This window comes from Pleurocapsa sp. FMAR1, assembly GCF_963665995.1.
GTDB lineage: Bacteria > Cyanobacteriota > Cyanobacteriia > Cyanobacteriales > Xenococcaceae > Waterburya.
On record NZ_OY762512.1, the window covers coordinates 2,680,408 to 2,705,181 of the forward strand.

Here is a 24,774-nt window from a genome sequence, read left to right on the forward strand (position 1 = left end):
ATTGCGTTAAGAATTTTGCAAGGCGCGCTCGATACGATCCATTAATAGGGTGCGATTGGGCAAACTAGTTAAGCCATCGTAGAGAGCATCATAAATTAACTGCTGTTCGGCTTTTTGACGTTCGATAATTTCTTGTTTTAGCTGTTGGTTAAAAGCTACTAACTTTTGATTACTAATTTTTAACTGTAGAGTTCGCTCCTGGACTTTTTGTTCTAGCTGTTGGTTTAAGCTCAAAATTTCGGCTTTGGCTAATTGTAGATCTAGTTGATTTTTAACTCGCAGCAAGACTTCTTCAATCTGAAAGGGTTTACGGACAAAATCATCACATCCTGCTGATAAAACAATCGCTCTTTCCTCCTCAAAAGTTGATGCTGTTAAAGCAATAATATAAACAGCCTGACCTTTTAGGTGTGATTTGATGTATTTAGTTGCTTCATAACCGTTCATCACTGGCATCCTCATGTCCATCCAAATTAGATGAGGCTGCCATTCTTGCCAGATGGCTACGGCTTCTTGACCGTTGTTGGCTTCCTTGACTTCAAAGCCAACTGGTTGCAGTAGTTTTAAGACAATTTGACGATTCTCCTGGCGATCGTCCACGACCAAAATACGATAGCTAGGCTGGTTTGGTTTTAAGGCAATAACCTTTTTCTGGGATTTGTGAGGTTGCAATTCATCAGCGAGAGGAGGTTCAGTCACAATTTGGAATTTAAATACCGTTCCTGTCTGCAAATCGCTACTGACGGTAATATTTCCTCCCATGAACTGCACGAATTTACGACTAATGGGTAAGCCTAAACCCGTTCCTTCTTCTGACTGTCTGCCTGTTTCTGTTTGCGTAAACGCATCAAATAGAGTATTTAATTCTTCGGGGGCAATTCCTGCACCAGTATCGGCAATTTCAAATAATAAAAGCTTATCGTTGGCTGCATCTGCTTTGACTCGTAGAGTTACTCCGCCTTCGGTAGTAAATTTAAGAGCATTATTTAATAGATTAATTAATACTTGCCGTAATTTACGTTCATCGGTACGCACGTAGTTCGGTGTATTGGGATGACGCTCAAATAAAAGCTGTAGGCTTTTAGCATCAGCCTTAAATTCTAACATTTCAACCGTGGTATCGAGGAGGCGATGTAGGTCAAAGCTATTGGAATTAAGATCGATTCGCCCAGCTTCGATTTTTGACAGATCTAAAACATCGTTAATCAAAGCCAGTAGATGTTCTCCGCTACGATTAACCACTGCCAAATTTTCTAATTGCGATCGCGTTGCTGATTTATCCCGCTGCATGATTTGGGTAAAACCGAGAATAGCGTTCAGAGGAGTCCGTAGCTCATGACTCATGTTGGCTAAGAAAGAGCTTTTGGCTTTGTTGGCTACTTCTGCTGCTTCTTTGGCAGTTTGTAATTCTTTGGTACGCTCGACAACCCGATTTTCTAGTTCTTGGTTGGTATTGGCTAATTCTTGATTAGCAGTATCCAACTCCTGGTTGGTGGCATCTAGTTGAGCAAAAGAAGACTTTAACTGACTTGCCATTTGGTTAAAGGAATCAGCTAAAACACTTAATTCATCGATCTTTTTAATCCTGACTGTTTGTTCTAAATCGCCACTGGCGATCGCCATACTGGCATTAATAAGGCGACGAATCGGCTTTGTTATCCAACGAGAAGTGATTGTTCCCAACAGAGTTGCCACTAATAAAGAAGCCAAACACAGTAAAATGGTAGTACGGGTATTAGCATTAATCTCTGCCATAAAGTCTGATTCTGGCATTACCACCACCATCAGCCAATCTAATCCCAGTTCGTCCTTCCAGGGAGTTACTTGAGCAAAATGCCTTTTACCTTCAAGCTCGAAGTTTACCTGTTGCTCGGTATTGATGCGTTCAAAGCTACTAAATTTAGATTTTAAATATTTGGCTGTGGCTTTGATTAAGGGATCGCTACTGTTGGCTACATTGAGTCGTTTTGCTTCTTCCTCAACAACATTATAGGGTGCTTCGTCACTAGAACTAGCAATAACTAAACCGTCACGCTCTAAGACAAAAACTCTGGCTGAAGGGCTAATATCAAAACTTCGTAAAAACTCGCTAATCCCTTTTAAAAGTAGATCGACACACAAAATAGCCAATAAATTGTGATCCTCGTCATAGAGAGGATAGTTAACGGGGACAGACAAGATATCTGGTGTTCCATCCCAAGCATAAACCTCTGTCCAAGTTGGTTTACCTTTTTTGACTGTTTCGGTGTACCAAGATTCTTGTAAAGGCTAATAGGGAGTATAATCTACTATCTTGGTGCGCCTACCTTGCTCGTCAACTCCATAGCCATAAGAATTCCAATTTGTCTCGGCAGAAAGTTCATCAATTGTAAAACTATCATTCTCTAGCCACCTTCCCGCCCCTGCATATTCACCCGTGGGTAAAGCATAAAAAATATAACCAACATTTTCAAATACCTGTAACTGTTGCCAATGATAAAGCCCTGCGGTTTTATAATCTCTGAGATTTAACAATCCTAGCTTGACAGCATCAGCATTAATTTGATTAATGGCAACGGCAGTTTTAATATAATTATCTAAATGTAAGGAAACGCGATCGCTTGCCTCTACTTGTAAATCCGTAGCCAGAGAATTTACAGCTTTTTGTCCATTACGAAAAGATAGATAACCAGTAATACTTACTGCTGCAAAAATTTGTAAGATAAATGGAACAACTAAGATTAAAGGTAAAGCAATACCTTTTTTTTGTTTGGGTATATTATTCTTACGGGTTGTCAATAATTGACGATCTAGCTTAAAGCTCATGGGGACTGAAGTAAAAATTCATAGCCATATTATTCCTTTCTACTAGGTCAAAATGATGATCGTCACCGATCGGGAAAATCTCTAAGTAAAGCAAGAAATTAATTACTCAGACCAAATATTTTTAACATTTAATGCCAAATGTCAAAAGGCATAACTGAAAATAATTGCTTAGACTGAAAGAGGTTACGTATAGTAAATTTTATTTTCAGCTAATATGGCTACTGGACAAGATACTCTGTGGGAAAAATTTATCCAACCGTTGTTTGGATTTTTAATTGATCGCGAAGCATTAAAAGAACTATCCGACAGCATAGACTGGGAGACTGAGAGCGATCGCCTGAAAAATCCTGATTTGATTTATCCTGAGTACTATAAGTCTCAAAATTTTCACGGTATTAAAGGCGGTTATCTTAATTCCAGCGCAGCCGTAACTTACGATCCTATTACCAAACACGCCTTACCTCCTAATGAAAATTGGAATCGAGAGGCAGTAATTAAAGCAGTCACAGGTAATCCCCTTAAAATCATCGATCTTGGCTGTGGAACAGGTTCAACCACGATTATGCTTAAACAGGCTTTTCCGAATGCCGAGGTTGTCGGCTTAGATTTATCTCCGCAAATGCTGGTTATGGCAGAATACAAGACACAGTTAGAAAGATTAAATGTTCAATGGCTACATGGCTTGGCTGAAGCAACTAGCTTTGATGATAGCGAATTCGATTTAGTTACCGCCTCATTACTATTTCATGAAACTCCTACTGCAATTTCTCAAGCTGTACTCAAAGAGGGATTTCGCTTGCTGAAACCAGGAGGACAGGTCATAATTTTGGATGGTCATCAAAAGACTCTGCGTAACACCACATGGCTTACAGACATATTTGAAGAACCTTATATTGAAGAATATGCTAAGGGTAGCGTGGATGCTTGGTTAGGCAAAGCAGGATTTACTCAGGTATTAACCGAAGATGTTTGGTGGACAAATCAACTAAGTACGGGAGTAAAATCGATTAGCAATTTGTAATTTGATAGTTGATAAATAAATATATGGGTTTGAAAGCGGTTTTATTAGATTTTAGCGGTGTAATTATCGATGACGAAGAGATAAACCAGACATTAGTAGCAGAGATAATGCTGAGTGAAAATTTACGGGCTGATGAGTCTGAATATGCTCAATATTGTCGAGGTAGAAGCGATCGCGCTTGCTTAAAAGATATCTTAGCTAATCGTGGTCGCATTTTACCTGATGAATATCTAAATAAGCTAATTAAAACTAAATCCAATGGCTACCGACAGCAAATCGATCAACTAAATAAATTACCTTTATCTCCCAACTTAGCTGAATTTTTGGCGCAGTTAAAGGAACAAGGTATTGCTATTGGCTTAGTAACTGGTGCAATTCGTTCTGAAGTTGAATATATTCTGCAAAAGGCTGAACTAGCAGAATACTTTGATGTCATTGTTGCAGGAGATGACCTTGAACAAAGTAAGCCTGAACCTGAACCCTATTTGCTAGCGTTAAAAAACTTCAGCTTACAATCATCGGAGTGTTTGGCAATTGAAGACAACCCTGTCGGTATCGAAGCAGCAAAACAAGCCAAGATACAAGTAGTGGGTATTTCTTCTATTTATCCTCTACATATGTTGCAAAGACAAGCTAACTGGACAGTAGATAATTTTTTAGAAATTGAGCTAGATCGAGTAGACGAAGTATTGTCCCAAGCTTAATTGAAGTTATGTGCAATCAATAGTAGGAAAAAATGGCGTTGCTGATTTAGCGAAGGAGCGCGGTCTTTTTGACTGCTCACCGCCATTAATGAACGGTGATTCTAAGCTTTTAGCTCTTAGCTCTTAGCCGTTAGCTATATATTCTTCCAGTAAAAGCTATTGATACTGCCCATTTAGAAATTACTGATGCACAGGCTGAATCTAAAGCGATCGCGGTTTGCTCAATGCTGTGTAGAAATTCCTTACATGGGCTTGTTCTGTTGGGATCTTTAAAAACTTCTATTATTGCTATTGGTAGAAAATTATTTTAATTAAATATTTATATTAGAAGCACGACTTAAATAGTAAGTCGTGCTTTTTTAATCGATCTACGATCATTTTAATAAGTGATTAAGTAACTATTCAACTAGTGATCCTAGTCATAGAATATTTTATTTGGCAAATTTATACTGGCTTTATAGAAAAGAAAAAACCTTAACAACCTTTTAAAATTAGTCAGTATAAATCATGAAAAAACAACTATCTTTTGCCCTACTAACTGTTAGCATTTTTAGTCTTAATATTCTTCCAGTAAAAGCCATTGGTATTGCCGATTTAGAAATTTCTGATGCCCAAGCTGAATTTGGAGCGCTCGCTAATGGTCAATGGTGTGTAGAAATTCCTTACATGGGCGTATTCTGTTGGGATCTTTAAAAACTTCTATTATTGCTATTGGTAGAAAATTATTTTAATTAAAAATGCGGCTTAAACAATAAGCCGCGTTTTTTGCATTATTGAAAATAATATAATAGCCATAGTTTTAATAACATAATCAATCTATGGCTATCTCAATTTTTTATCTTCAAGGTTAACTAATTCACTTCTAAGCACTAACTGTACTGTTCTTCTGTATCTAAATCAAATAGCATTTGTAAAGAACGTAAACAATGACGGCGCGCTTCGATGTCTTGCTGCGCTCTCAACTGCACCATCGGTTCATGAAGAATTTTATTCACAATCCCTCTGGTTAATGCTTCAATTACTTCTTGGTGCTTTTCTCCAAACTCTGAACCTAGACGAGATAAAGCTTTTTCCATTTCTTGTTCGCGAATGCTTTCTACTTTACTACGCAAACAGCTAATTGTCGGAACTGTTTCGAGCGATCGCCACCATAATAGATAATTATTAACTTCTTGCTCAATAATGCCTTCTGCCTCTTGAGCTATTTTACGTCGGCTTTCTTGATTTGCTGCTACCACTGCTTTGAGATCGTCAACATTATAAGCATTAACGCATTTAATTTCATTTACGTCGGCTGCAACATTACGGGGAACCGAAATATCGACTAACATCAAGGATTTATCCAGAGTTAGTTCAGTTTCTAATTTGGTTCTATTTAGGATTGGTTCAGTAGCTCCAGTACTGGTAAAAACCAGATCTGATGTAGCAACTGCTTTCATCATCTCACTAATTGGATAAATAGTAATATTGGCTTGAGCAAACTGATCGCACAGTGCTTGCGCCCGTCTGTGGGAACGATTGACGATGGCAATATTCGTTACGCCTTTAGACAGCAAATGTTTGACTAGCAAACAAGCCATCTTACCTGCACCAACAATAGTAATGCTATTGGCAGTCAGATTATCAACTTTCGTATAAACCAATTCTACAGCAGCCGAACTAATTGAAACCGCACCTGTACCAATACTAGTTTCGCTACGTACTCTTTTGCCTGTAGAGATAGCTTGTTTAAATAAACGATCGAGCAATCTGCCCAAGCCTTGATATTTTTGTCCTAGCTTATGGGTATTTTTTACCTGAGCTAGTATCTGTCCCTCTCCTAAGACTAGGCTTTCCAAACCTGCGGACACACGCATCAAATGGCGCAAAGCATCTTCTCTCAAGAGGGTAAACAGATTGGGGCGAAGTTCCCGTAAGGAAATTTTGGCTTTCTCGGCTAAGAACTGACTAATTTCTTTAACGCCCTGCTCTATATCTAAAGCTACACCATATATTTCTAAACGATTACAGGTGCTAATAATTGCTATTTCCTCAATGTGAGGATAACCTTTGAGCGTTGCGATCGCATTTTCTATCTGAGCTTCGGAAATACTTAATTTTTCCCGCACTTCAACTGAGGCAGTTTTGTGACTTAAACCAACAACTACAATATTCATTATTTTTGGCAAATTTGCTTTAATTTAATGTTTATAGCTAGTACTGCATAAAGACCGAGCAATCTATGACTAGATGCTCAACATAAATATTAAAGCTAAAGATTTTCTAAATTATAAAGTTACGTATCAATCAATTTTTTTTATTCAAGTCTGAGATGGAAAGAGACCACAGCAGAAAATCCTTTTTCTGGCTGTAGATCTCTACCTTTAATCATTTATACAGTTTTACCGTAGCTATTTGCGTGTCCACTCAATCAAGATTTACATAACTTCAAAGGTAAACACGACTACTCCTTTATCTTAACTGTAAAGACTTAGGCTGATCGAACATATGAACTGTATCTACGAAACGTGCGGTTTTTGACTGAGAAGAAATAACTAGGCTTTGAGTTCTAGCACCACCTTTAAAAAAGCGAACGCCATTCATCAATGTGCCAGGAGTAATACCGCAAGCAGCAAACAAAACTGTTTCTCCATTAGCAAGCTCTTCAGCGGTGTATACCTTATCGGGATCATTGATGCCCATTTTCGTTAATCTATCTAGATTGCTTTCTTTACTTTCGCCGATCAAACCAGTTTTGACTATCGCCGGATCGTAAATTAACTGTCCCTGGAAGTGTCCACCTAAGCAGCGCATTGCAGCAGCAGAGATAACACCTTCAGGAGCAGCACCAATACCCATCAAAGCATGAATATTTGAACCAGAGAAGGCGCAAGAAATAGCAGCAGATACGTCACCATCAGCGATTAATCTTACTCTAGCTCCTGCACCGCGGATTTCTTTGATTAAATCTTCATGACGAGAACGATCCATGACTACTACTACCAATTCTTCGATGGAGCGACTAAGACAATCAGCCAAGATCTTCAGATTTTCGGTAGGAGTTTTGTTAATATCTACATGACCTTTCGCTAAAGGAGGTGCTGCTAGTTTTCTCATATAGAAATCTGGTGCAGCAAATAATCCACCTTTCTCGGAAATTGCTAAAACAGCCATAGAGCCATTTTGACCATATGCCACTAGGTTAGTTCCCTCACATGGATCGACGGCAATGTCAATCTCGATAAGCTCATCTGGATTGCAAAAATCCTTAGCATCTTCGCGAGTACAAATACCTACTTCTTCACCAATATAAAGCATGGGAGCATCATCTCTTTCTCCCTCGCCAATTACAATACGACCACGCATATTGATTCTGTTCATGCGTTCACGCATTGCTTCTACTGCCACTTCATCGGCAGTATCCTTTTCACCTTTGCCCATCCACTTAGCAGAAGCGACGGCAGCTTGTTCTACTACCTCAATAATTTCTAAACCGAGGGTTGTTTCCAGCAAGGTTTTCCTCCTTATTTGCTTGTATTTAAATTTCTTTTCAAAAGCGATGAAGTGTGGTATCAGGAGTTTTCCCCATGAACAACTTCATCGCGAAGCGATGCTCACTCAAGTCACAGATTACCAGAGAGATGTATCCCCCTGATATTTATTAAGTTTTAATAAGCTCTGACAAATAGCCCAGCATTCATTTAATTATCTTATTATTTCGCAATTAACAATTATTAAGTTTAATAACCACTTTTGAAAAGTAATTAGCTTTTCGCTAATTAGATAAATATTTTATTACATTATGTGTCAAAACAAGCTTTATATTTGGGGCATTGTAGAGCTTGCTGTTGAATTTTTTAGATTCTAAAAATCAATGTTTAGGGCAATTGTTCGTTTACAAGTATTCAAAGCTACAATTTAGCTACAAAACTTTTAGAAAAGCATTATTTATTAATTAATTGTATATTTAAGCTTACTTGCTGAGAATTTAAAGTTAAGCTCTAAGTATATTAATTACCTGAATTTAAAATCGCTACTAAAAAGAGACTTCAAGCATCATGACCTCTAATGAATTATTCACCTTAATCGCTTTACTAGCTCCTGGTATGGCTTTGTCTGTTTTGATCATGTTGACTTTTTCCAAAGGTGGTTAAGCTGCTTACAGGACGAGATGGCGGTCAACTAGTATTTAAAGCTGACTCTATTACTTATAATTTTTTCTTTAGACAGTCAAGAAGCGATCGCAGCTAAATGTCTGTTTTTATTAGGTAAGGCTAGCTTAAAAAATGGCAAATTTCGCAATTTTGAGCAATTGCCGAGTAATCTAAAGCTCTGGGGGTTCTTCTGTCAAAGAATGGTTAGAAATAGAAGAATCAGTTAGTTTTTCTTCCAAATCCATCCGTTTTTCCATCTGGCACAGAAAATAGCCTGTCATCATTGCCGAAGCAAGCAGGTGAGCCAAGTTTTCTTTGTCCGTAGTTACCTTAACGTTAAAGTCTCCTGCGGGCAGCACTCCTACAAGTCCCTGAACATTTTGAGAGATAATTTGTTTGACTTCAGGGCTGGCAGATTGGGCAATCTGCGCCAAAACATCAGGATGTTGCTGACGCAAATACTGCATCAAAGTATTATAGTGCTGTTCTTGTGTTTCAGAATTCAAAAAATCAAAGTTAAATATCATTCGTTACCCAAACTATGGATTTATCTTGACTCTACTTTGACACAATTTTGGATGATGTCGCTAGTAAAAAATACGGGAAAAAATAGTTAAGATATAGCCATGTCGTTGATTTCAAAGTACTGGTGAAATTTATTGGTCACCTCTAACCAATAGGAGCGTCCATCAGCCTGTTCTCTTTTGCGGATAAATCCCAGCTTGACTAGTTCGCCAACTTGTTGATAGGCACTGCTGCCCCGTAGATCGATCAGTTCAGTTTGCAAAATAGGGTTTCTTAAAGCCACCGCTGCTAAGGTTCGTAATGCTCCTTTACCTAATTCTGCTGGCACTAATTCCTGGAGCAGGTTTTCATATTCTGCCTTTAGCTGTAGACTATAGCCTGCTTCTGTTTCTACAATTTCCAAGGCACTATGACGATGAGCATAGTCATTCATAAGCTCAATCAAAGCATCTTCAACCAACTCATGATTAACTGACTCAGATGGTTCTAATCCTTCCTCTGGGGATATGTTACTTGACTTAGGGGCTAAGGAAATCAGACAGGCGACTATTTCCTCAATAGAAAGTGGTCTACCTTTGATATAAAAAATTGCTTCAATTTTGGTGGTTAATTTCATCGCCAAAGATTGTTATTAAAAAAGTTTTTAGGATGACCGCGAGGGATGTCGCGGTATTGGTTTAAGTTTTGTCAAAGGAAAGAAATGACCTACAGGACCACTGCCAGCACCGATATCGAGGGAACATTCCAAAGCATTAGTAACAAAATGCTTGGCATCAACCACCGCCGACCACAAATCTTGACCTAAAGCTAAATTGGCGCAAATTGCTGCTGAAAGCGTACAACCTGTGCCGTGAGTGTTATTGGTTTCAATGATTTTTGTTGATAAAGTTTTAATTTCTTGCCCGTCGTACCAAATATCTTTTCCTCGATCGCTACCCGAAAGTCCTCCTCCTTTAGCCAGAACTACGTTTATCTTTGAACGCTCATAAATGGCGATCGCCGCTTCTTTTAGTTCGTCTAAGGTATTAACCGTTAGACCGCTCAAGATTTCGGCTTCATAGCGATTAGGTGTAACAATTACAGCTTGAGGTATCAGCAGGTCTTGTAAAGAGGCGATCGCACTATCGTCAATCAACTGCGCTCCTGCACGAGAAACCATTACAGGGTCAACTACTAGTTGCTGCAAATTTAATCTTTCAACCTGTTGAGCTACCGCAGTGATAATGTCACGGTTTAACAACATTCCTGTTTTAACCGCATCAACTTTTAAATCTGTAGCTACAGCCTCAATTTGTGCTGTTACCATAGCAGCCTTAATAGCCTCAACCTGAGTCACGCCCACAGTATTTTGAGCAGTAACGCAGGTGAGCGCGCTAGCACCATGAACGCAGTACATAGCAAAAGTTCGCAAATCTGCCTGAATTCCTGCCCCGCCACTGCTGTCAGAACCAGCAATAGTTAAAGCTGTTTGGGTCATGGATTTACCCTGTAGATTTAGTTTTTGGGATAACGTCTTCGCTGAAGAAAATCAGGAATTTCGATCCGCGAGCGATCGCTTTGGTTGGGTTTGTTTCTTTCTGGCTGAGGTGCAGCAGGCATAGTCGGGAAAGCACTTCTTTGTTCTTCTTGAGACTCTTCTGGGTCTTGATCTTCCCCCGTATCGCCATCAAAACCAGTGGCAATAACGGTGATTCTGACTTCTCCATCCATAGTTTCATCAATTACCGCACCAAAGATAATATTGGCATCTTCATCAACCACTTCATAAATACTATCGGCTGCTGCATTTACTTCATGGAGAGTTAGGTCATAGCCTCCAGTAATGTTAATTACCACGCCTTTAGCACCATGAATAGATGCCTCTAATAAAGGCGATGAAACCGCTGCGATCGCAGCTTCTCTGGCTCGAGATTTACCTGAACCCATACCAATCCCCATCAGTGCCGAACCAGCATCAGCCATAATTGCTCTGACATCGGCAAAGTCAACGTTAATCAGACCTGGAATGGTAATAATGTCAGAAATACCCTGAACACCTTGGCGCAATACATCATCAGCCACCCCAAAAGCTTCTTGGACTGGAGTCTCTGGAGAAATTACTGACAATAACTGGTTGTTAGGAATAACAATTAGAGTATCCACTCGACTGCGGAAAGCATCAATACCTTTTTCAGCTTGTTTAGTGCGTCTTCTGCCTTCAAAAGTAAATGGTCGAGTTACAACACCTACAGTCAAACAGCCCATTTCTTTAGCCACTTCGGCAGCAATTGGAGCTGCTCCAGTTCCTGTACCGCCTCCCATCCCAGCGGTGATAAACACCAAATCTGTGTTTTCTAGAGCATGGGCTAATTCATCTCGCGATTCTTCTGCTGCTTTTTGCCCAATAGCAGGATTTCCTCCCGCACCTAAGCCTCTGGTAATTTTTTGTCCGATTTGCAGCTTTTGAGGAGCCTGAGCGTTGTCTAAAGCCTGAGCATCAGTATTAATTGCCCAAAACTCAATACCTGTAACTTGGCTGTCGATCATGCGGTTAACTGCATTACAGCCGCCGCCACCTACTCCCATTACCTTAATTTTGGCGACGTTGCTAGGCACTATTTTATTACTCCTACTCTCTTCTTTGGGAATTTGAGAATTGTGATTATTTTTGAAAGGTATTCCCATTGTGTGACTCAAAGAATTATTTCCTAAAGCTAAGGGTAACTCAGAACTATAATTATTTTCGTTATTGAAGGTACGGACAGTTATTTTCTCTAAAGACATGGGCGTAAATCAAAGTTTCCGAGCTGGGTTTTCTTATACTTAACTTAACTTAACTCTGCAATTTAGCTCTTTTTATTATCGTCTAAAGTAATTTAAACTGCAAAAAATATTAAAGTTTTTGTAACTATTAAACACATAAATTCAATTGTCCTCCAAATATTTACTGAATAAGTAGTTAAATCAGCCAATTGTCTCAGAGAAAATACTTATGTTATCTTCTAAAATATACATAATATTAGTACTTTTGAATTAAATCTAAATTAGGATTGCTTAGGTCAATATAGGCGATTTTGCTATTTTCAATGTAGTCAGGTAAATTTTGCAGTTTAAGCATCGTTTTGAATTGCCTTTTTAATTGCGATAAATCAGAACCTAAAAATACTTTTCCTATTTTGGTATGCAACAGTAAATCTCCTGATTGATTCCACTCTAACTCCGTGATTTCTAATTCTGGATATAAAGATATTAGTTGATATATGTTTACCCATTCTGGCTGATACTGAATTTGATAATTTAATACTTTAAGTTTTGGCAAAGCAGAATCTGCACTTATATTGTCATAAAATTTTTGATCTATCCATAGACCATTTGTATCCAAAAAACCAACTTTTCCTTGAGATGTAGCTAAAGCTATTGGTGCTTTTTCCTGAAGCGAAACTATTAATTTGGGCGGAATAATTATTCGATTAATTCTTGCCCCTGCAATTGAAGGGATAGATTCTATTTGTTTGGCTAAATTTAACCCATTTATTTTCCAAATAAATTGGGGATAAGAAATTTTTAAAGCATTATAAATAGAGCTTCTGCTAATCAGCTTTTCGCCATTGATCTCAATTTGGGATTGATGTTTAATTTGCCAGTAAGGTAAAATTGCTAGCAAAAAAATGCTCACAGCACACAAGACGATAAAGCTAGAACGCCATAGAGCTAGACGAGATAGACGAAGATCCTGAGCTTTAACCAAAGCAAGCTTATATTTTATTTGTGGTGGAGGAAATGAGCTCATGATCCCAACTTGATTGAAAAGGGTGACTATTATTTCCTGGTTTAAGAAAGTTCTTATGTAACTCACGTTATATTAACTATGATGTCAGAAATCTGCTAATTATTACTCAGTTTTATCTTTAGCTTGTAAAGAAAATAAATATAATCTTCTCTGCCTTTTCTCATTTTTCTCTGTCAGAATATTTAATGGCTTGCAGAGGTTATTACGTTTAGCGTTGCTAAATCACTAATTATAGAAGTCATCTGTGGTAGATTAGACTTTAATTATGGAAATTGCTTGTCGTCTCTTAAATTGACAATATTTATTTTATTTTTAAGCTTATGGTAATTACAAAAAAAGGACTGATTTTGGGAACAACTGCTGTAGCTTTATCAGCTGTTGCAGTTGCTGGGACAGGTATGTACCTATCTCAAGGTCAGGCTTTCATGCAAAGCGGTCCAAAAGAGACAGTGGACGAAGTCTGGCAAATTATCAATTATCAGTATGTAGACACAAGCTTTAATCATACTGATTGGTCAAAAATTCGTCAGCAATATGTTAAGAATGCTGCTTATGAAAATAAACAAGATGCTTATAAAGCAATTCGAGAAATGCTGGGTAAGTTAGGAGATCCTTATACGCGCTTTATGAATCCAGAGGAGTTTCAGAATATGCGCATTGATACTTCAGGGGAGTTAACTGGAGTAGGTATTACCATTGCTAAAGATGAAAAGACAGGCAGGCTAATAGTTATATCTCCCGTTGAAGATACTCCTGCTTTTAAAGCGGGCATCCTAGCACAAGATTTAATTACCAAAATTGACGGTCAAGATACTAAAGGTATGGATGTCAACGATGCGGTTAAATTAATTAGAGGCGAAGAAGGAACTCAGGTTACTCTAACAATCGATCGCCAGGGTAAAAAGAAAGACTACAATATTACTCGCGAAAAAATTGAGATTCATCCTGTTCGAGCAGCCGTTAAAGATAGTGACATCGGCAAGGTAGGGTATATTCGCCTGACAACCTTTAATGAGAATGCTGCTAAAGATATGCAGAAGGCGATTAAATCTCAAGAAAAAGAAGGTGTTGTTGGCTATGTGCTAGATCTACGCTCTAATCCAGGGGGTTTACTTTACTCGTCGATTGATATTGCTCGGATGTGGATTAATGACGGTACGATTGTCTCTACTGTCGATCGCAAAGGAGTAAGCGATCGCGAATCAGCAAACCACAAAGCTTTAACGCAAAAGCCTTTAGTTGTTTTGGTCAACGAAGGTTCAGCCAGTGCCAGCGAAATTCTTTCAGGTGCGCTACAAGATAATAAACGAGGAACTTTACTCGGAACAAAAACTTTTGGTAAAGGTCTGGTACAGTCAGTTCGTCCTCTGGGAGATGGTTCTGGATTAGCAGTGACAATTGCTAAGTATCTTACTCCTAGCGGTAGAGATATCAACAAGCATGGAATCGATCCAGATGTCTTAGTAAAATTGAATGAAAAACAGCTAAAACAGCTTTATGGTGGCAATGCCGATAATTTAGGTTCAAAAAATGACCCGCAATTTTCTAAGGCAATTGATGTACTAACCAAGGATTTGGCACAGCAAGGTTCTAAACCTCAAGCAGCTAAGTAAAACTAAAGTTATTAACTATTGGGGTTTGCACTTACCAGCCCTAATTAAACCAATTTTTTTAGCGATCGCCTCTTGTTCGCTAGCAAATGAACCCCAGTGTTGACGAGATGATTCTTGCTTTGGGGTATTTGTTTGGGGTTGCTCAAAATCAGCTACCTCACAATTCCCATCTTCTTGCTTAATTACATACCAAAACTGTTTATCACTCATGATTTTAGCAATCTAACTTATCTAAATATTAAAGAAAAAATCAGGCTAAGCAAAAAATAAGGGGCTATTGTAATTGCCCCAGTTTTTGGTATCTTAAAATTGAAAGAAAATGGAATTATTCTGAATCACTTCGACCAGGATTACGGGAAGGATCGCTAGACAGGAAGCCGAAGATAAATATGCCAATAAAGAAAAATACGGTGATGTAAACAACAATTTTGAGAGTAGCCATGTTAATTATCTCCTGATAAGTCTAAAAAATGTTAACCAAATTATTAATAAGCGTTTCTTGTTTCAAAAATACATTTTGGTAGCTAATAATGTTACTAAAATGAACTACCCTATACAACCATAGGTCGCTGACAGAATTAAAATTTTGAAACCAATATTACGTAATTATTAAATCATACCTGAATACACCCCCACAAGCCGATTTTTTCTCTGATATAGGTTCAAGTACTTAAAATATATCTACAACATGGCTAATTCTGAACTATCTCCATTATTACGAACTCCTCTTTATAGTCTTGCCCAAGCTTCAAAAGCTCGTTTTACTGGCTTTTCAGGCTGGGAAATGCCCGTACAGTATTTAGGCTTAAAAATCGAACATCAAGCAGTACGCACCCAAGCAGGAATGTTTGATATTTCTCACATGGGTAAATTTACTTTTGTAGGCAAAGATTTAATTAGTGCTTGGCAGAATTTAGTACCTTCAGACTTGAGCCGTTTGCAACCAGGAGAAGCAATGTATACATTGCTGCTTAACCCTCAAGGCGGAATTATCGACGACATCATTTTGTATTACCAAGGAGAAAGCGATACAGAACAAAAAGCGGTGCTAATTGTTAATGCGGGAACAACCGACAAGGACAAAGCCTGGATTTTAGAAAATCTGCAATCTGATTCGGTGACGATGGCAGACATATCCCAGCAACAGGCTCTAATTGCTTTACAAGGACCTAAAGCCAGTCAGATTTTACAAAGTCTGGTGGCAGAAGATATCAGCGCGATGAAGGCTTTTACTCATCAAACCGTCAGCATCAACGGTAGTGCTGCATTTATTGCTCGAACTGGCTATACAGGAGAAGATGGTTTTGAAATTATGCTTGAACCAGCAGCAGCACTACAGCTATGGCAGTCTTTTTTAAAGGCGGGAGTAATTCCCTGTGGTTTGGGTGCTAGAGATACTTTGCGCTTAGAAGCAGCAATGAGTCTTTATGGGCAAGAGATTGATGAAACAACCACGCCTCTAGAAGCTGGCTTAAACTGGGTAGTGCATCTAGATGACAAGCAAGACTTTATCGGACGCTCTGCCTTAGAAAAACAAAAGCAAGAAGGAGTAAAACGCCGTCTAGTAGGTTTGGAAATGTCAGGTAGACACATAGCCCGTCATGGCTATCGTGTTGTGTCCGAAGGGAAAGCAGTAGGAGAAGTAACCAGCGGAACTTTAGCTCCTACTGTGGGAAAAGCGATCGCTTTAGCTTATGTGCCTAAGTCTTTAAGTAAAGTGGGGCAGGCTTTAGAAATTGAAATCCGTGGCAAAACCTATCCTGCTACAGTGGTCAAAAAACCCTTTTATCGTTCACCCCATCGGTAGATTAACTGTCCATTGTTAATTGTTAATCGATTATTGTTCATTGAATTGCTATTCAATCCAATTTTTGGCTCTGCTGACGGCTTTTGACCACATAGCAAAATTCTCTTGTGCCTGAGACTGTCCCTCTCCTGGTTCAAATACCTTGTCTACTTGGCGATCGCCTACCAACTTCTGATAATCGTCCCAAAACCCCACCGCTAAACCCGCACCAAAAGCTGCGCCTTGGGCGGTGGCATCTAGCACTACAGGACGTTCTAATGCCACTCCTAAAGCATCTGCTTGGAACTGCATCAAAAAATTGTTTTTGGCTGCCCCACCGTCGATTTTGAGTAGAGACACGGCTTTGTCACTGTCTTTGTTGACCGCATCCACCACTTCTTTAACCTGATAGGCGATCGCCTCTAGAACGGCTCTAACCATGTGTTCTTTCTTTACCCCGCCAGTAATGCCCAAAAATGCACCACGGGCTTTCATATCCCAGTGAGGCGCACCCAAGCCACTTAAGGCAGGAACAAAATAAACTCCGTTAGTATCTTCTACCTGATTACAGAAAGACTCGGTGTCAGCAGCATATTTAATCAAACCCAAACCATCTCGTAACCATTGAATAGATGCCCCCGTAGTAAAAATAGCTCCTTCTAAAGCATAGTTAGTTTGTTCTAGGGTACTCCATGCCACCGTTGAAAGAAGTTGATTATTGGAACGGGTTACTTCTGTGCCTGTTTGTGCCACTAAAAAGCAGCCTGTGCCATAGGTACATTTGAGTAATCCAGGGCGATCGCATCCGTGAGCAAATAATGATGCCTGCTGATCTCCAAAGATGGCAGCAATGGGAATTTCTGTTCCTAATATCTGGCGATCGCTTTTGCCAAACAAACCCATACTAGGTTTAATTTCAGGCATAATCTGACTGGGAATATCAAATAGCTTGAGCAATGACTCGTCCCAGTCTTTCGTGTCTAAATTCATCAACATAGTACGGCTGGCATTGCTTTCATCAGTAGCATGAACCTGTTTACCCGTTAGATTCCATAAAGCCCAACTGTCTACTGTTCCCGCCATCACGTTATCCCAATTCGTATCAGGCTGATTCTGCTTCACCCAATCAATTAGCCAGGCTAATTTGGTCGCTGAAAAATAGGCATCTAAAACTAAACCCGTTTTCTGTTGAATCACCTCAGCCTGTCCTTCTGCTCTGAGGCGATCGCACATAGTAGAGGTACGACGATCCTGCCAAACAATCGCTTTATGCAGTGGTTTTCCTGTAGTTTTGTCCCAAAGCAAACAAGTTTCTCTTTGAACAGTCAAGCCAATAGCTGCAATTTCTGAAGCGGTAATCTGCTTGTCGGCAATAACTTTTTGTATAGAGTCATTAGTGTCCCGCCAAATTTCTACGGCATCATGTTCTAACCATCCAGGATGAGGGTAATGTTGAGTTAACTCTTTGTATGCCTGACCGACAATATTCCCCTGGCGATCAAATAATATTGCCCGATTACCTGTAGTACCTAAATCTAAGGAAAGAATGTATTTTGTGTCGGTCATTGATAATACCAAAATTCTACTTATGTTTGTAGGTTTACAGCAAAGTCAGGACTCAGAAATGTTTTATTAAGTTTTTTTTACGTTTATGTTGTTTTGGAGCGATCGCCATAGCTGAATTCTATCTTTATGCTCAATTGCTACAGGAATCAACTACCAAATACCAGCTTAAGATTTAAGCTTGGCAAAATAAGCCAAGAAATTATTTAAAAGTCAGGGAATAAAACTTGCAAACTATCATCAAACTTGTGTTTTATTCTTCAAAATTGATGGGCTTGCGTCCTGGCTGTCTTCTTAGATCTTCTGAATAATTATCATCTTCAGAATCGTCGTAATTATCATAGTCATCTTGCTCAGAATCATCGTAGTCATCATAGTCATCATATTCATCTGCATAGTCAGCAGCTTCAGAATCATTTAATGGCTGATAATCGACTACAAAATCTCCAGGAATAGATTCATTTTGCCCATCATTGCTCCTGTTAATCTGAGAATCATAATTTCTCTCTAAATCATCAGAACCATAATTATCTTCTGGTTCATCATAGCTTCTGCCTAAATCAGCTAAATTAGTTGGGTTCGGTCTACTGTTAGTAAGAGGAGGAGTAGACTTGGGCATACGACCAGGACGATCTGGATTCATAGGGCGACGAATAGGGCCAGAAGCATTACGGGAACTATCTGCCCATTCATCTTGAGCGTTCCAACTATCATAACCATCAGAGGGAGGAGCGGAGGCAGGACGACGACGAGGACGAACATCTCTTTCTACATAACTGTCCTCAGCTTGACGGGGACGGGGGCGTTCGGCAAAATTATCGGTTTCAGGACGGCGAGTTTTGCTGCGTCGAGGTTCGTCTCTAATCTCAGGAGCGGGGGAAGATGGTCTTTTTCTCTCAGATGGACGACGAACAGGGCGAGATTGAGGCTCATCGTAGCCTCTCAATCTGGGACTATTGTAGTTGGGTTTAGCCCCATCATAAACATTGTCATAAGGGTCAATTTTGTCTAATTCTGCTTCAGTATAAACTCTGGTACTGCTCACAGGGCGATCGCGATCGACAACGGGAGTATTACGCCTAGCTTGCTCAGTCGCTACGCCCCGCATCCGAATGCTTTCAAAAGCAAAGAAAATTGCTGTTCCCGTCAGCAAGAATTGACCAAACTGCAAAATTGGATCGAGTCGCCACCCATTAAACAACAAGATAACGCCACAAAGTAAACCCACCGCAGCAAAGAAAATATCATAATCCCTTGCCAACTCAGGGCGAATTGAACGCAGGAAAAACAGCCCAGCCCCTGCCACTGCCAAAAATATACCTAAAATAGCTGCTGCATTCAGCCCGAAATTGACCATTAATGTTCTCCTAATATGGCTTTATAAATTTTAACTGATGAATATCTTGACTTTGACCAAAATTAGAGAAATTTAAAGTTATTAAATAACTATTATCTGGTGCTATTTTTGCGCTCATATATTCTTATAAAAAATAATAGGGCAATGAAACATAGACACTACCATTACTGTCTTTTCTCTACGTAGAGAATATCTCATCGCCCACAAAAACCATAATAATTTAATGTCAATACTGACAAGCAATCAAGAACCGCGTTTAACTTTGTCGCTCTGACTCAAAACAATTAGGGCAATAGTTGCGGGAATAACTACAATCACAGCACCCAAGGCTATACTCAAAAGAAAATTGGTTAATGAAGGAGTCATAATTTTTTATCCTGATTAATTTTGTTTATTTAGTAATGATTTACGTTGTGTAGTAATTTTAAAAGTTTTTTAGGCAAAACTAAAGCTCTTCACAACACGGTGCTTTAAAAAGCCCATCATATATTGTAAGGGGATGGTGGTCATCAAATTCTGGCGAGGCTAGATAAAATATAATTTTTATTACTTAACTATAGTTTCGAGTCTAAGCCAACTAGTCCATAAAACAACAGTACAATAAATAATAGATATTTACATTGTGTAATATTATCAGCACTTATCGATCAAATCTCATTGATGTATTGATGTTATGAATTTATCAAGTTTAGGTACTTTGGGTATAAGTCTTTTGTTAGGGTTAATGACAATTTTATTTATTTTTAGAATTGTGCTTACCTGGTATCCTCAAGCAGAGCTTACTCGTTTTCCCTTTAGCTTAGTTGTTTTGCCGACCGAACCTTTTTTAAAGCCTTTGCGTAAAATAATTTCTCCCATTGGTGGAGTAGATATTACGCCAATTATCTGGGTGGGAATTTTAACTTTGATCAGAGAAATTTTAGTTGGACAACAAGGATTAGTAACTATGGCATTAAGCCATTAATCCTAAAAAACCATCAATTAGTCACTCAAATGTTCGGCAATAAAATTAGTGTATATTTCGCCTTTAAGAAAAGCAGGGGTTTCTAAAATGCGCTGATGAAACTCAATGGTAGTAGGTACTCCAGTAATAGCACATTCTCTTAAAGCTCTTTTCATACGCTTAATTGCTACATCACGATTTTCGCCCCAGACAATTAGTTTACCGATCAAAGAATCATAATAAGCAGGAATTTCGTAGTCGGTATAAACATGAGAATCCATTCTTACTCCTGGCCCTCCTGGGGGTAAATAGGCACTAATTCGTCCTGGATGGGGGCGGAAGTTATGTTTGGGATCTTCAGCGTTAATTCGACATTCGATCGCATGACCCGTCAACTTTACCTGATCTTGGGTAAGTCTCAGCTTCTCTCCCTGAGCCACCCGAATTTGTTCGGCAATCAGATCGATCCCTATAACCATTTCTGTAACGGGATGTTCTACCTGAATGCGAGTATTCATTTCCATAAAGTAAAAATCTCCAGATTTATCCAGGAGAAATTCTACTGTCCCCACACCCACATAATCGATTGACTTGGCTGCTTTGACCGCAGCATCACCCATTTTCTGGCGCAATTGGGGGCTTAAGACCGCGCTAGGTGCTTCTTCTAACAGTTTTTGATGACGACGCTGAATAGAGCAGTCTCTTTCACCTAAATGAATAACGTTACCGAAACTGTCGGCAAGAATCTGAAACTCAATGTGACGAGGGCATTCCACAAATTTTTCTAAATATACCCCACCATTACCAAAAGCTGCCTCAGCTTCTCCTTGAGCAGCTTGGAACATTCTGACTAAATCTGTTTCCTCATGTACTAAACGCATTCCTCGACCACCGCCACCAGCAGTGGCTTTAATCATTACGGGATAACCAATTTTGCTAGCAATTGTTTTTGCTTCCTCTTCATCACGTAGTAAACCGTTACTACCAGGTACAGTAGGAACACCTGCTGCCTCCATAGTTTTTTTGGCAGTAGATTTATCTCCCATCGCTAACATCGCTTCCTTGGAAGGACCAATAAAAGTAAGCTGATGATCGTTACAAATTTCTACAAAACGGGCGTTTTCGGCTAAGAAACCATAGCCAGGATGAATGGCGTTAGCATTACGGGTCAAAGCAGCAGCTATGATGTTAGGAATATTTAAATAGCTTTTACCAGATGGGGGCGGACCAATACATACACTCTCATCCGCCAACTGAACGTGAAGAGCTTGGCGATCGATGGTAGAGTGAACGGCTACCGTAGCAATGCCCATTTCAGCACAGGTGTGTAAAATGCGTAGAGCAATTTCCCCTCGATTGGCGATTAGAATTTTGTCAAACTGCATTTTTTGAGTAGATAACTAGAGTCATGTTTTAGAATAGAGCTTTTTATGGCACTAAAGAAAAGATAAAATTGATCATTTACTTGATTTTGCAGGTGGACGATCATCACTCCAGCCCCACCAAGCAGTGTTACACTCGCACTGATAAAATTCTTGCCATTTGCGATGACCATCTACACTTACAGGTGCGCGACGGTTTAGCCAAACATTTTGCGCCTTTTTAGGGTTAGATTTACAGCTAGGACAGCAAAAATCAACCGCATGCACTGCTGATTTAGTCCATTCTGGAGGTACTAAAGCAAAAGCATCCATAAATGTTTTGTTTGATGATAGTTTTAGAATAGTATTCTTAATTATCCCTATTATTTGTTTATCTTGGTATTATCTTAATAGGAATTATTTTACGAACCGTAAGAGCAGTAAAAACGGGGTATCTATAAGAAATTGCAAGATTGCATTTTGATTAGCTTAACGGGCTTTGAACTCGTGACCTCGTCCTCACCCAAGGTGTGTGAATATAATTTAATAAAGCCCCGAGCGAGGATTGAACTCGCGACCTCGTCCTTACCAAGGACGCGCTCTGCCACTGAGCCATCGGGGCATTCGGCGTCTAAAATAGTATAGCATCTACTACTTAATTAAAGAAGATGAAATTAAGTTGCGATCGCAATTCTCAAGATAATTCATTTATTCAAGATGTTTTCCGCAATGGGGACAGGTGGGATTACTGCGCTTACGCTGTACTTCTTCAGCAAAGCCAGAAGCTAAAATTCCCGTTGGTAGTGCCACTAAACCCAATCCCAACACTGCAATAACTCCGCCTAATAATTTGCCAATAGGCGTGATGGGATAGATATCTCCATAGCCAACACTAGTTAAGGTAACAACAGACCACCACATCGAAGCGGGAATGCTAGAAAAGAGTTCTGGTTGAGAAGCTTGTTCGGCGAAATAGACCAAACTGGCAGAAAACATGAGTAGGGTAAACACTGTGAAGGTAGCTGAAAGCAAGTCATGACGTTTAGCAGCCACAACATTGCTCAAAGTTCTCATAGACTCGGAATAGCGACCTATTTTTAATAGTCGAGCCAGTCGCAACAGATGAAGTTCGGGAATAAAAACTAAATTAGGAAAAAGTATAAATAGATAATAGGGAAAAATTGACAGTAAATCGATCAGCGATAAGGGTTTGAAGATAAACTTAATTCTGCCCCAAAGAAAATGACGATATTGCCGCTCTAGGGTGCAGATCCATAGTCGTAGACAGTATTCTATGGTGAAAATAATCACAGAAAACGTTTCAAAGTTATTAAAATAGCTTTTGTAGGGAATAGAGATTGAATACACAGTCTCGAAAGCAAAAGCAATGACGTTCAAGGAAATCAGCGCAATCATAAAGTTATCAAAAGCTTTGCCCAACAGGTCATCGTGGTGACTAACCTCTAACATTTTGAAAATAAAGTATTTGAAACGGTTTATTCTAGTATTTTTACGTCTTAGGAGGCGATCGCGAGATCCCGAACGTGGTTTAGTCTTAGTCATATTCGCTGCTTTTTGATTGGTAAGCTATTTAAATAAGCGGTAGGGTTTTCAGGGTCAAATTGAACGCCATCGTAAAAGGTTTCAATCCCTCTAGATGTGCTTTTGGGGATTGCTTGCTCTTGACCAATAGCCTGTGCTGCTTCTCGCCATAAATCTTCGCGGTTAACTTGCTTAATCAAATCTTGAGTATTGGTATCGGCTGGTAAGTAGCCCCAGCGAATGTTTTCAATCAAAAACCAAAGATCGTGACTTTGATAGGGATAGGAAGCCGAATTTTGCCAAAATTTCATCCGATACGGACTATTAGTTAAAACTTGTCCGTTACCAAAATCAAAGTTACCTTTACTTCGCTCCAAAATATCTTTAACAGGAACATTGAAATACTTGCGAGCTGAGACAATTTGACACATTTCTTCCTTATTGGCCATTTCATCACACCATATTTGCGCTTCCAACACTGCCATCAACATTGCTTTAGCTGCGCGAGGATAACGATTGACCCAATCTGCACGCATTGCCAGGGCTTTTTCAGGATGATCTTGCCATAGTTGTCCCGTAGTTAAAGCAGAATGACCGACATTACGCCTGATTATCTGGGCATTCCAAGGCTCTCCCACGCAGAGCATATTCATCGTTCCTGTTTTAAGGTTTGCCAGCATTTGTGGCGGTGGGACGACAAACATCCATACATCTGTATCGGGATTAATTCCTCCCGCAGCTAGCCAGTAGCGAATCCATAAATCGTGAGTCCCTCCTGGAAAGGTCATTGCTACCTTAAGTTTTCTTCCTGGACCTTTGCTTTTGGCTTGTTCTGCTTCTTCTTTGAGTTTTTCGCTTTTTAAACCAACTGACTCGTAGATATTAGCCAAAGAAATTCCCTGACCGTTAACATTTAGACGTGCCAAAATATTCATTGCCAGCGGCTGATCTGATGTAATTGTTCCCGTAGCCATTAAGTAAGGCATGGGGCTAAGAATATGCGCTCCATCTACGCCACCTGCTGCCGAACCTCGCACTAAATTGTCACGGGTGCTTGCCCATGAAGCTTGTCTGACAACTTCAACTTGAGTCAGACCGTATTTGCGGAAAAATCCTTTTTCTAAGGCAATTATTAAAGGAGCAGCATCAGTCAGGGCGATAAATCCCAAGCGAATTTGGTTCACTTCTAGCCCATTGGTAGTAGGGGCTGCATAGTTAATAGATTGAGTTGTTTTCTCTGAAGTTGTAGACGTACAGCCATGACCGAGAAGACCAGCAGCGATCGCACCTGCCGAACCGACAAATCGCCTTCTGGAAAATTTGGACATCAATGAATATATTATTTGAAAATCCGAGAAATTAAGCAATGGCGCTTAAACGCTCGACACTTAATAGTAAATAAATCGATTCGACTTTTCAGTATCGGCTTTTACTAATTTATAATATTTTTTAGCTGAATCTTATAAATAAAATTCATGTTTTCTAGAATTTGTAAGCTTATTTTGTAGACAATTCATGACATTAAAACCAATAATTGTTAATAGAAACCCAGAAACATTAAAAAAAAATTAAGCTAGGAAAATGTGTGTCTTTAGCTACATCTAGCAGATACCTATTAATATTAGGTTCAATTGATAGCTGGTCTTTAATTT

24 protein-coding genes, 1 tRNA gene and 1 pseudogene are annotated in these 24,774 nt (G+C 39.3%); 6 read left to right on the plus strand and 20 right to left on the minus strand.

Translation table 11 applies throughout. From position 1 onward, the window contains the following. Nucleotides 1–6: 6 nt before the first annotated feature. The 3 genes and pseudogenes from SLP02_RS12910 to SLP02_RS12920 all read right to left on the minus strand — a co-directional run bounded on the left by SLP02_RS12910 (nt 7) and on the right by SLP02_RS12920 (nt 2,805). Nucleotides 7–1,785 carry an ATP-binding protein gene (locus SLP02_RS12910; protein WP_319423679.1) on the minus strand — a complete coding sequence of 593 codons (1,779 nt, stop codon included), beginning with the start codon at nt 1,783–1,785 and terminating at the stop codon, nt 7–9. 42 nt (nt 1,786–1,827) lie between these two features. Next, nucleotides 1,828–2,250 (minus strand): annotated as a pseudogene (locus SLP02_RS12915) (cache domain-containing protein); the annotation flags it as partial. An 18-nt stretch (nt 2,251–2,268) separates the two neighbouring features. Then, nucleotides 2,269–2,805, minus strand: coding sequence for a hypothetical protein (locus SLP02_RS12920; RefSeq protein WP_319421065.1), 537 nt, complete (start codon nt 2,803–2,805; stop codon nt 2,269–2,271). 214 nt (nt 2,806–3,019) lie between these two features. Here SLP02_RS12920 and SLP02_RS12925 point away from each other — a divergent pair, with 214 nt between their 5' ends. The 3 genes from SLP02_RS12925 to SLP02_RS12935 all read left to right on the plus strand — a co-directional run bounded on the left by SLP02_RS12925 (nt 3,020) and on the right by SLP02_RS12935 (nt 5,223). Further along, nucleotides 3,020–3,826 carry a class I SAM-dependent methyltransferase gene (locus tag SLP02_RS12925; RefSeq protein ID WP_319421066.1) on the plus strand — a complete coding sequence of 269 codons (807 nt, stop codon included), beginning with the start codon at nt 3,020–3,022 and terminating at the stop codon, nt 3,824–3,826. Between the two features lie 23 nt (nt 3,827–3,849). Then, nucleotides 3,850–4,530 carry an HAD family hydrolase gene (locus SLP02_RS12930; RefSeq protein WP_319421067.1) on the plus strand — a complete coding sequence of 227 codons (681 nt, stop codon included), beginning with the start codon at nt 3,850–3,852 and terminating at the stop codon, nt 4,528–4,530. Between the two features lie 507 nt (nt 4,531–5,037). Further along, the gene (locus tag SLP02_RS12935; protein ID WP_319421068.1) at nt 5,038–5,223 is read left to right on the plus strand and encodes a hypothetical protein; all 186 of its coding nucleotides are present in this window, start codon (nt 5,038–5,040) and stop codon (nt 5,221–5,223) included. A gap of 176 nt (nt 5,224–5,399) precedes the next feature. Here SLP02_RS12935 and SLP02_RS12940 read toward each other — a convergent pair whose 3' ends face one another. The 7 genes from SLP02_RS12940 to SLP02_RS12970 all read right to left on the minus strand — a co-directional run bounded on the left by SLP02_RS12940 (nt 5,400) and on the right by SLP02_RS12970 (nt 12,957). Beyond that, a complete protein-coding gene (locus SLP02_RS12940; RefSeq protein WP_319421069.1) occupies nt 5,400–6,686 on the minus strand; it encodes a glutamyl-tRNA reductase in 1,287 nt (428 codons plus the stop codon). Between the two features lie 295 nt (nt 6,687–6,981). Next, nucleotides 6,982–8,019 (minus strand): class II fructose-bisphosphatase, encoded by a 1,038-nt coding sequence (gene glpX / locus SLP02_RS12945; protein WP_319423680.1) that lies wholly within the window; start codon nt 8,017–8,019, stop codon nt 6,982–6,984. 814 nt (nt 8,020–8,833) lie between these two features. Further along, a complete protein-coding gene (locus SLP02_RS12950) occupies nt 8,834–9,190 on the minus strand; it encodes a DUF760 domain-containing protein (protein ID WP_319421070.1) in 357 nt (118 codons plus the stop codon). An 86-nt stretch (nt 9,191–9,276) separates the two neighbouring features. After that, nucleotides 9,277–9,804, minus strand: a complete 528-nt coding sequence (scpB, locus tag SLP02_RS12955; RefSeq protein ID WP_319421071.1) for an SMC-Scp complex subunit ScpB — start codon at nt 9,802–9,804, stop codon at nt 9,277–9,279. A gap of 27 nt (nt 9,805–9,831) precedes the next feature. Continuing rightward, entirely contained in the window at nt 9,832–10,665 is an 834-nt protein-coding gene (gene thiD / locus SLP02_RS12960; RefSeq protein ID WP_319421072.1) for a bifunctional hydroxymethylpyrimidine kinase/phosphomethylpyrimidine kinase, read from the minus strand. A 17-nt stretch (nt 10,666–10,682) separates the two neighbouring features. Next, nucleotides 10,683–11,951 carry a cell division protein FtsZ gene (gene ftsZ, locus SLP02_RS12965; RefSeq protein ID WP_319421073.1) on the minus strand — a complete coding sequence of 423 codons (1,269 nt, stop codon included), beginning with the start codon at nt 11,949–11,951 and terminating at the stop codon, nt 10,683–10,685. A gap of 235 nt (nt 11,952–12,186) precedes the next feature. After that, nucleotides 12,187–12,957: a cell division protein FtsQ/DivIB gene (locus SLP02_RS12970; protein ID WP_319421074.1), complete on the minus strand. Its 771-nt coding sequence runs from the start codon at nt 12,955–12,957 to the stop codon at nt 12,187–12,189. A gap of 320 nt (nt 12,958–13,277) precedes the next feature. Between SLP02_RS12970 and ctpC the strand changes: the two genes are divergently transcribed. Continuing rightward, a complete protein-coding gene (ctpC, locus tag SLP02_RS12975) occupies nt 13,278–14,570 on the plus strand; it encodes a carboxyl-terminal processing protease CtpC (RefSeq protein ID WP_319421075.1) in 1,293 nt (430 codons plus the stop codon). Nucleotides 14,571–14,585: 15 nt separating this feature from the next. On the opposite strand, the gene SLP02_RS12980 is transcribed toward ctpC, so the two are convergent. Continuing rightward, nucleotides 14,586–14,780 carry a hypothetical protein gene (locus SLP02_RS12980; RefSeq protein WP_319421076.1) on the minus strand — a complete coding sequence of 65 codons (195 nt, stop codon included), beginning with the start codon at nt 14,778–14,780 and terminating at the stop codon, nt 14,586–14,588. Nucleotides 14,781–14,895: 115 nt separating this feature from the next. Beyond that, complete coding sequence (locus SLP02_RS12985) at nt 14,896–15,012, minus strand: photosystem II reaction center protein I (RefSeq protein WP_319421077.1); 117 nt, start codon at nt 15,010–15,012, stop codon at nt 14,896–14,898. 246 nt (nt 15,013–15,258) lie between these two features. Between SLP02_RS12985 and gcvT the strand changes: the two genes are divergently transcribed. Then, nucleotides 15,259–16,377, plus strand: coding sequence for a glycine cleavage system aminomethyltransferase GcvT (gene gcvT, locus SLP02_RS12990; protein ID WP_319421078.1), 1,119 nt, complete (start codon nt 15,259–15,261; stop codon nt 16,375–16,377). 48 nt (nt 16,378–16,425) lie between these two features. Here the strand turns inward: gcvT and glpK are convergent, their stop codons facing one another. The 3 genes from glpK to psbX form a co-directional block, all read right to left on the minus strand. Next, on the minus strand, nt 16,426–17,922 hold the full coding sequence (gene glpK / locus SLP02_RS12995) for a glycerol kinase GlpK (protein WP_319421079.1): 1,497 nt from the start codon (nt 17,920–17,922) through the stop codon (nt 16,426–16,428). 250 nt (nt 17,923–18,172) lie between these two features. Continuing rightward, entirely contained in the window at nt 18,173–19,276 is a 1,104-nt protein-coding gene (locus tag SLP02_RS13000) for a Ycf66 family protein (protein ID WP_319421080.1), read from the minus strand. A gap of 243 nt (nt 19,277–19,519) precedes the next feature. Further along, the gene (psbX, locus tag SLP02_RS13005) at nt 19,520–19,642 is read right to left on the minus strand and encodes a photosystem II reaction center X protein (RefSeq protein WP_319421081.1); all 123 of its coding nucleotides are present in this window, start codon (nt 19,640–19,642) and stop codon (nt 19,520–19,522) included. Nucleotides 19,643–19,949: 307 nt separating this feature from the next. On the opposite strand from psbX, the gene SLP02_RS13010 reads away from it, so the two are divergent. Continuing rightward, nucleotides 19,950–20,240, plus strand: a complete 291-nt coding sequence (locus tag SLP02_RS13010; protein ID WP_319421082.1) for a YggT family protein — start codon at nt 19,950–19,952, stop codon at nt 20,238–20,240. Nucleotides 20,241–20,257: 17 nt separating this feature from the next. On the opposite strand, the gene accC is transcribed toward SLP02_RS13010, so the two are convergent. The 5 genes from accC to SLP02_RS13035 form a co-directional block, all read right to left on the minus strand. Further along, complete coding sequence (accC, locus tag SLP02_RS13015) at nt 20,258–21,604, minus strand: acetyl-CoA carboxylase biotin carboxylase subunit (protein WP_319421083.1); 1,347 nt, start codon at nt 21,602–21,604, stop codon at nt 20,258–20,260. Nucleotides 21,605–21,676: 72 nt separating this feature from the next. After that, nucleotides 21,677–21,913 carry a hypothetical protein gene (locus SLP02_RS13020; protein ID WP_319421084.1) on the minus strand — a complete coding sequence of 79 codons (237 nt, stop codon included), beginning with the start codon at nt 21,911–21,913 and terminating at the stop codon, nt 21,677–21,679. A gap of 217 nt (nt 21,914–22,130) precedes the next feature. After that, nucleotides 22,131–22,202, minus strand: a tRNA-Thr gene (locus tag SLP02_RS13025). A gap of 86 nt (nt 22,203–22,288) precedes the next feature. Continuing rightward, entirely contained in the window at nt 22,289–23,143 is an 855-nt protein-coding gene (locus SLP02_RS13030) for an ion transporter (RefSeq protein ID WP_319421085.1), read from the minus strand. Further along, complete coding sequence (locus SLP02_RS13035) at nt 23,140–24,450, minus strand: CmpA/NrtA family ABC transporter substrate-binding protein (protein WP_319421086.1); 1,311 nt, start codon at nt 24,448–24,450, stop codon at nt 23,140–23,142. The genes SLP02_RS13030 and SLP02_RS13035 overlap by 4 nt, the downstream gene beginning before the upstream one ends. Nucleotides 24,451–24,774 lie beyond the last annotated feature (324 nt).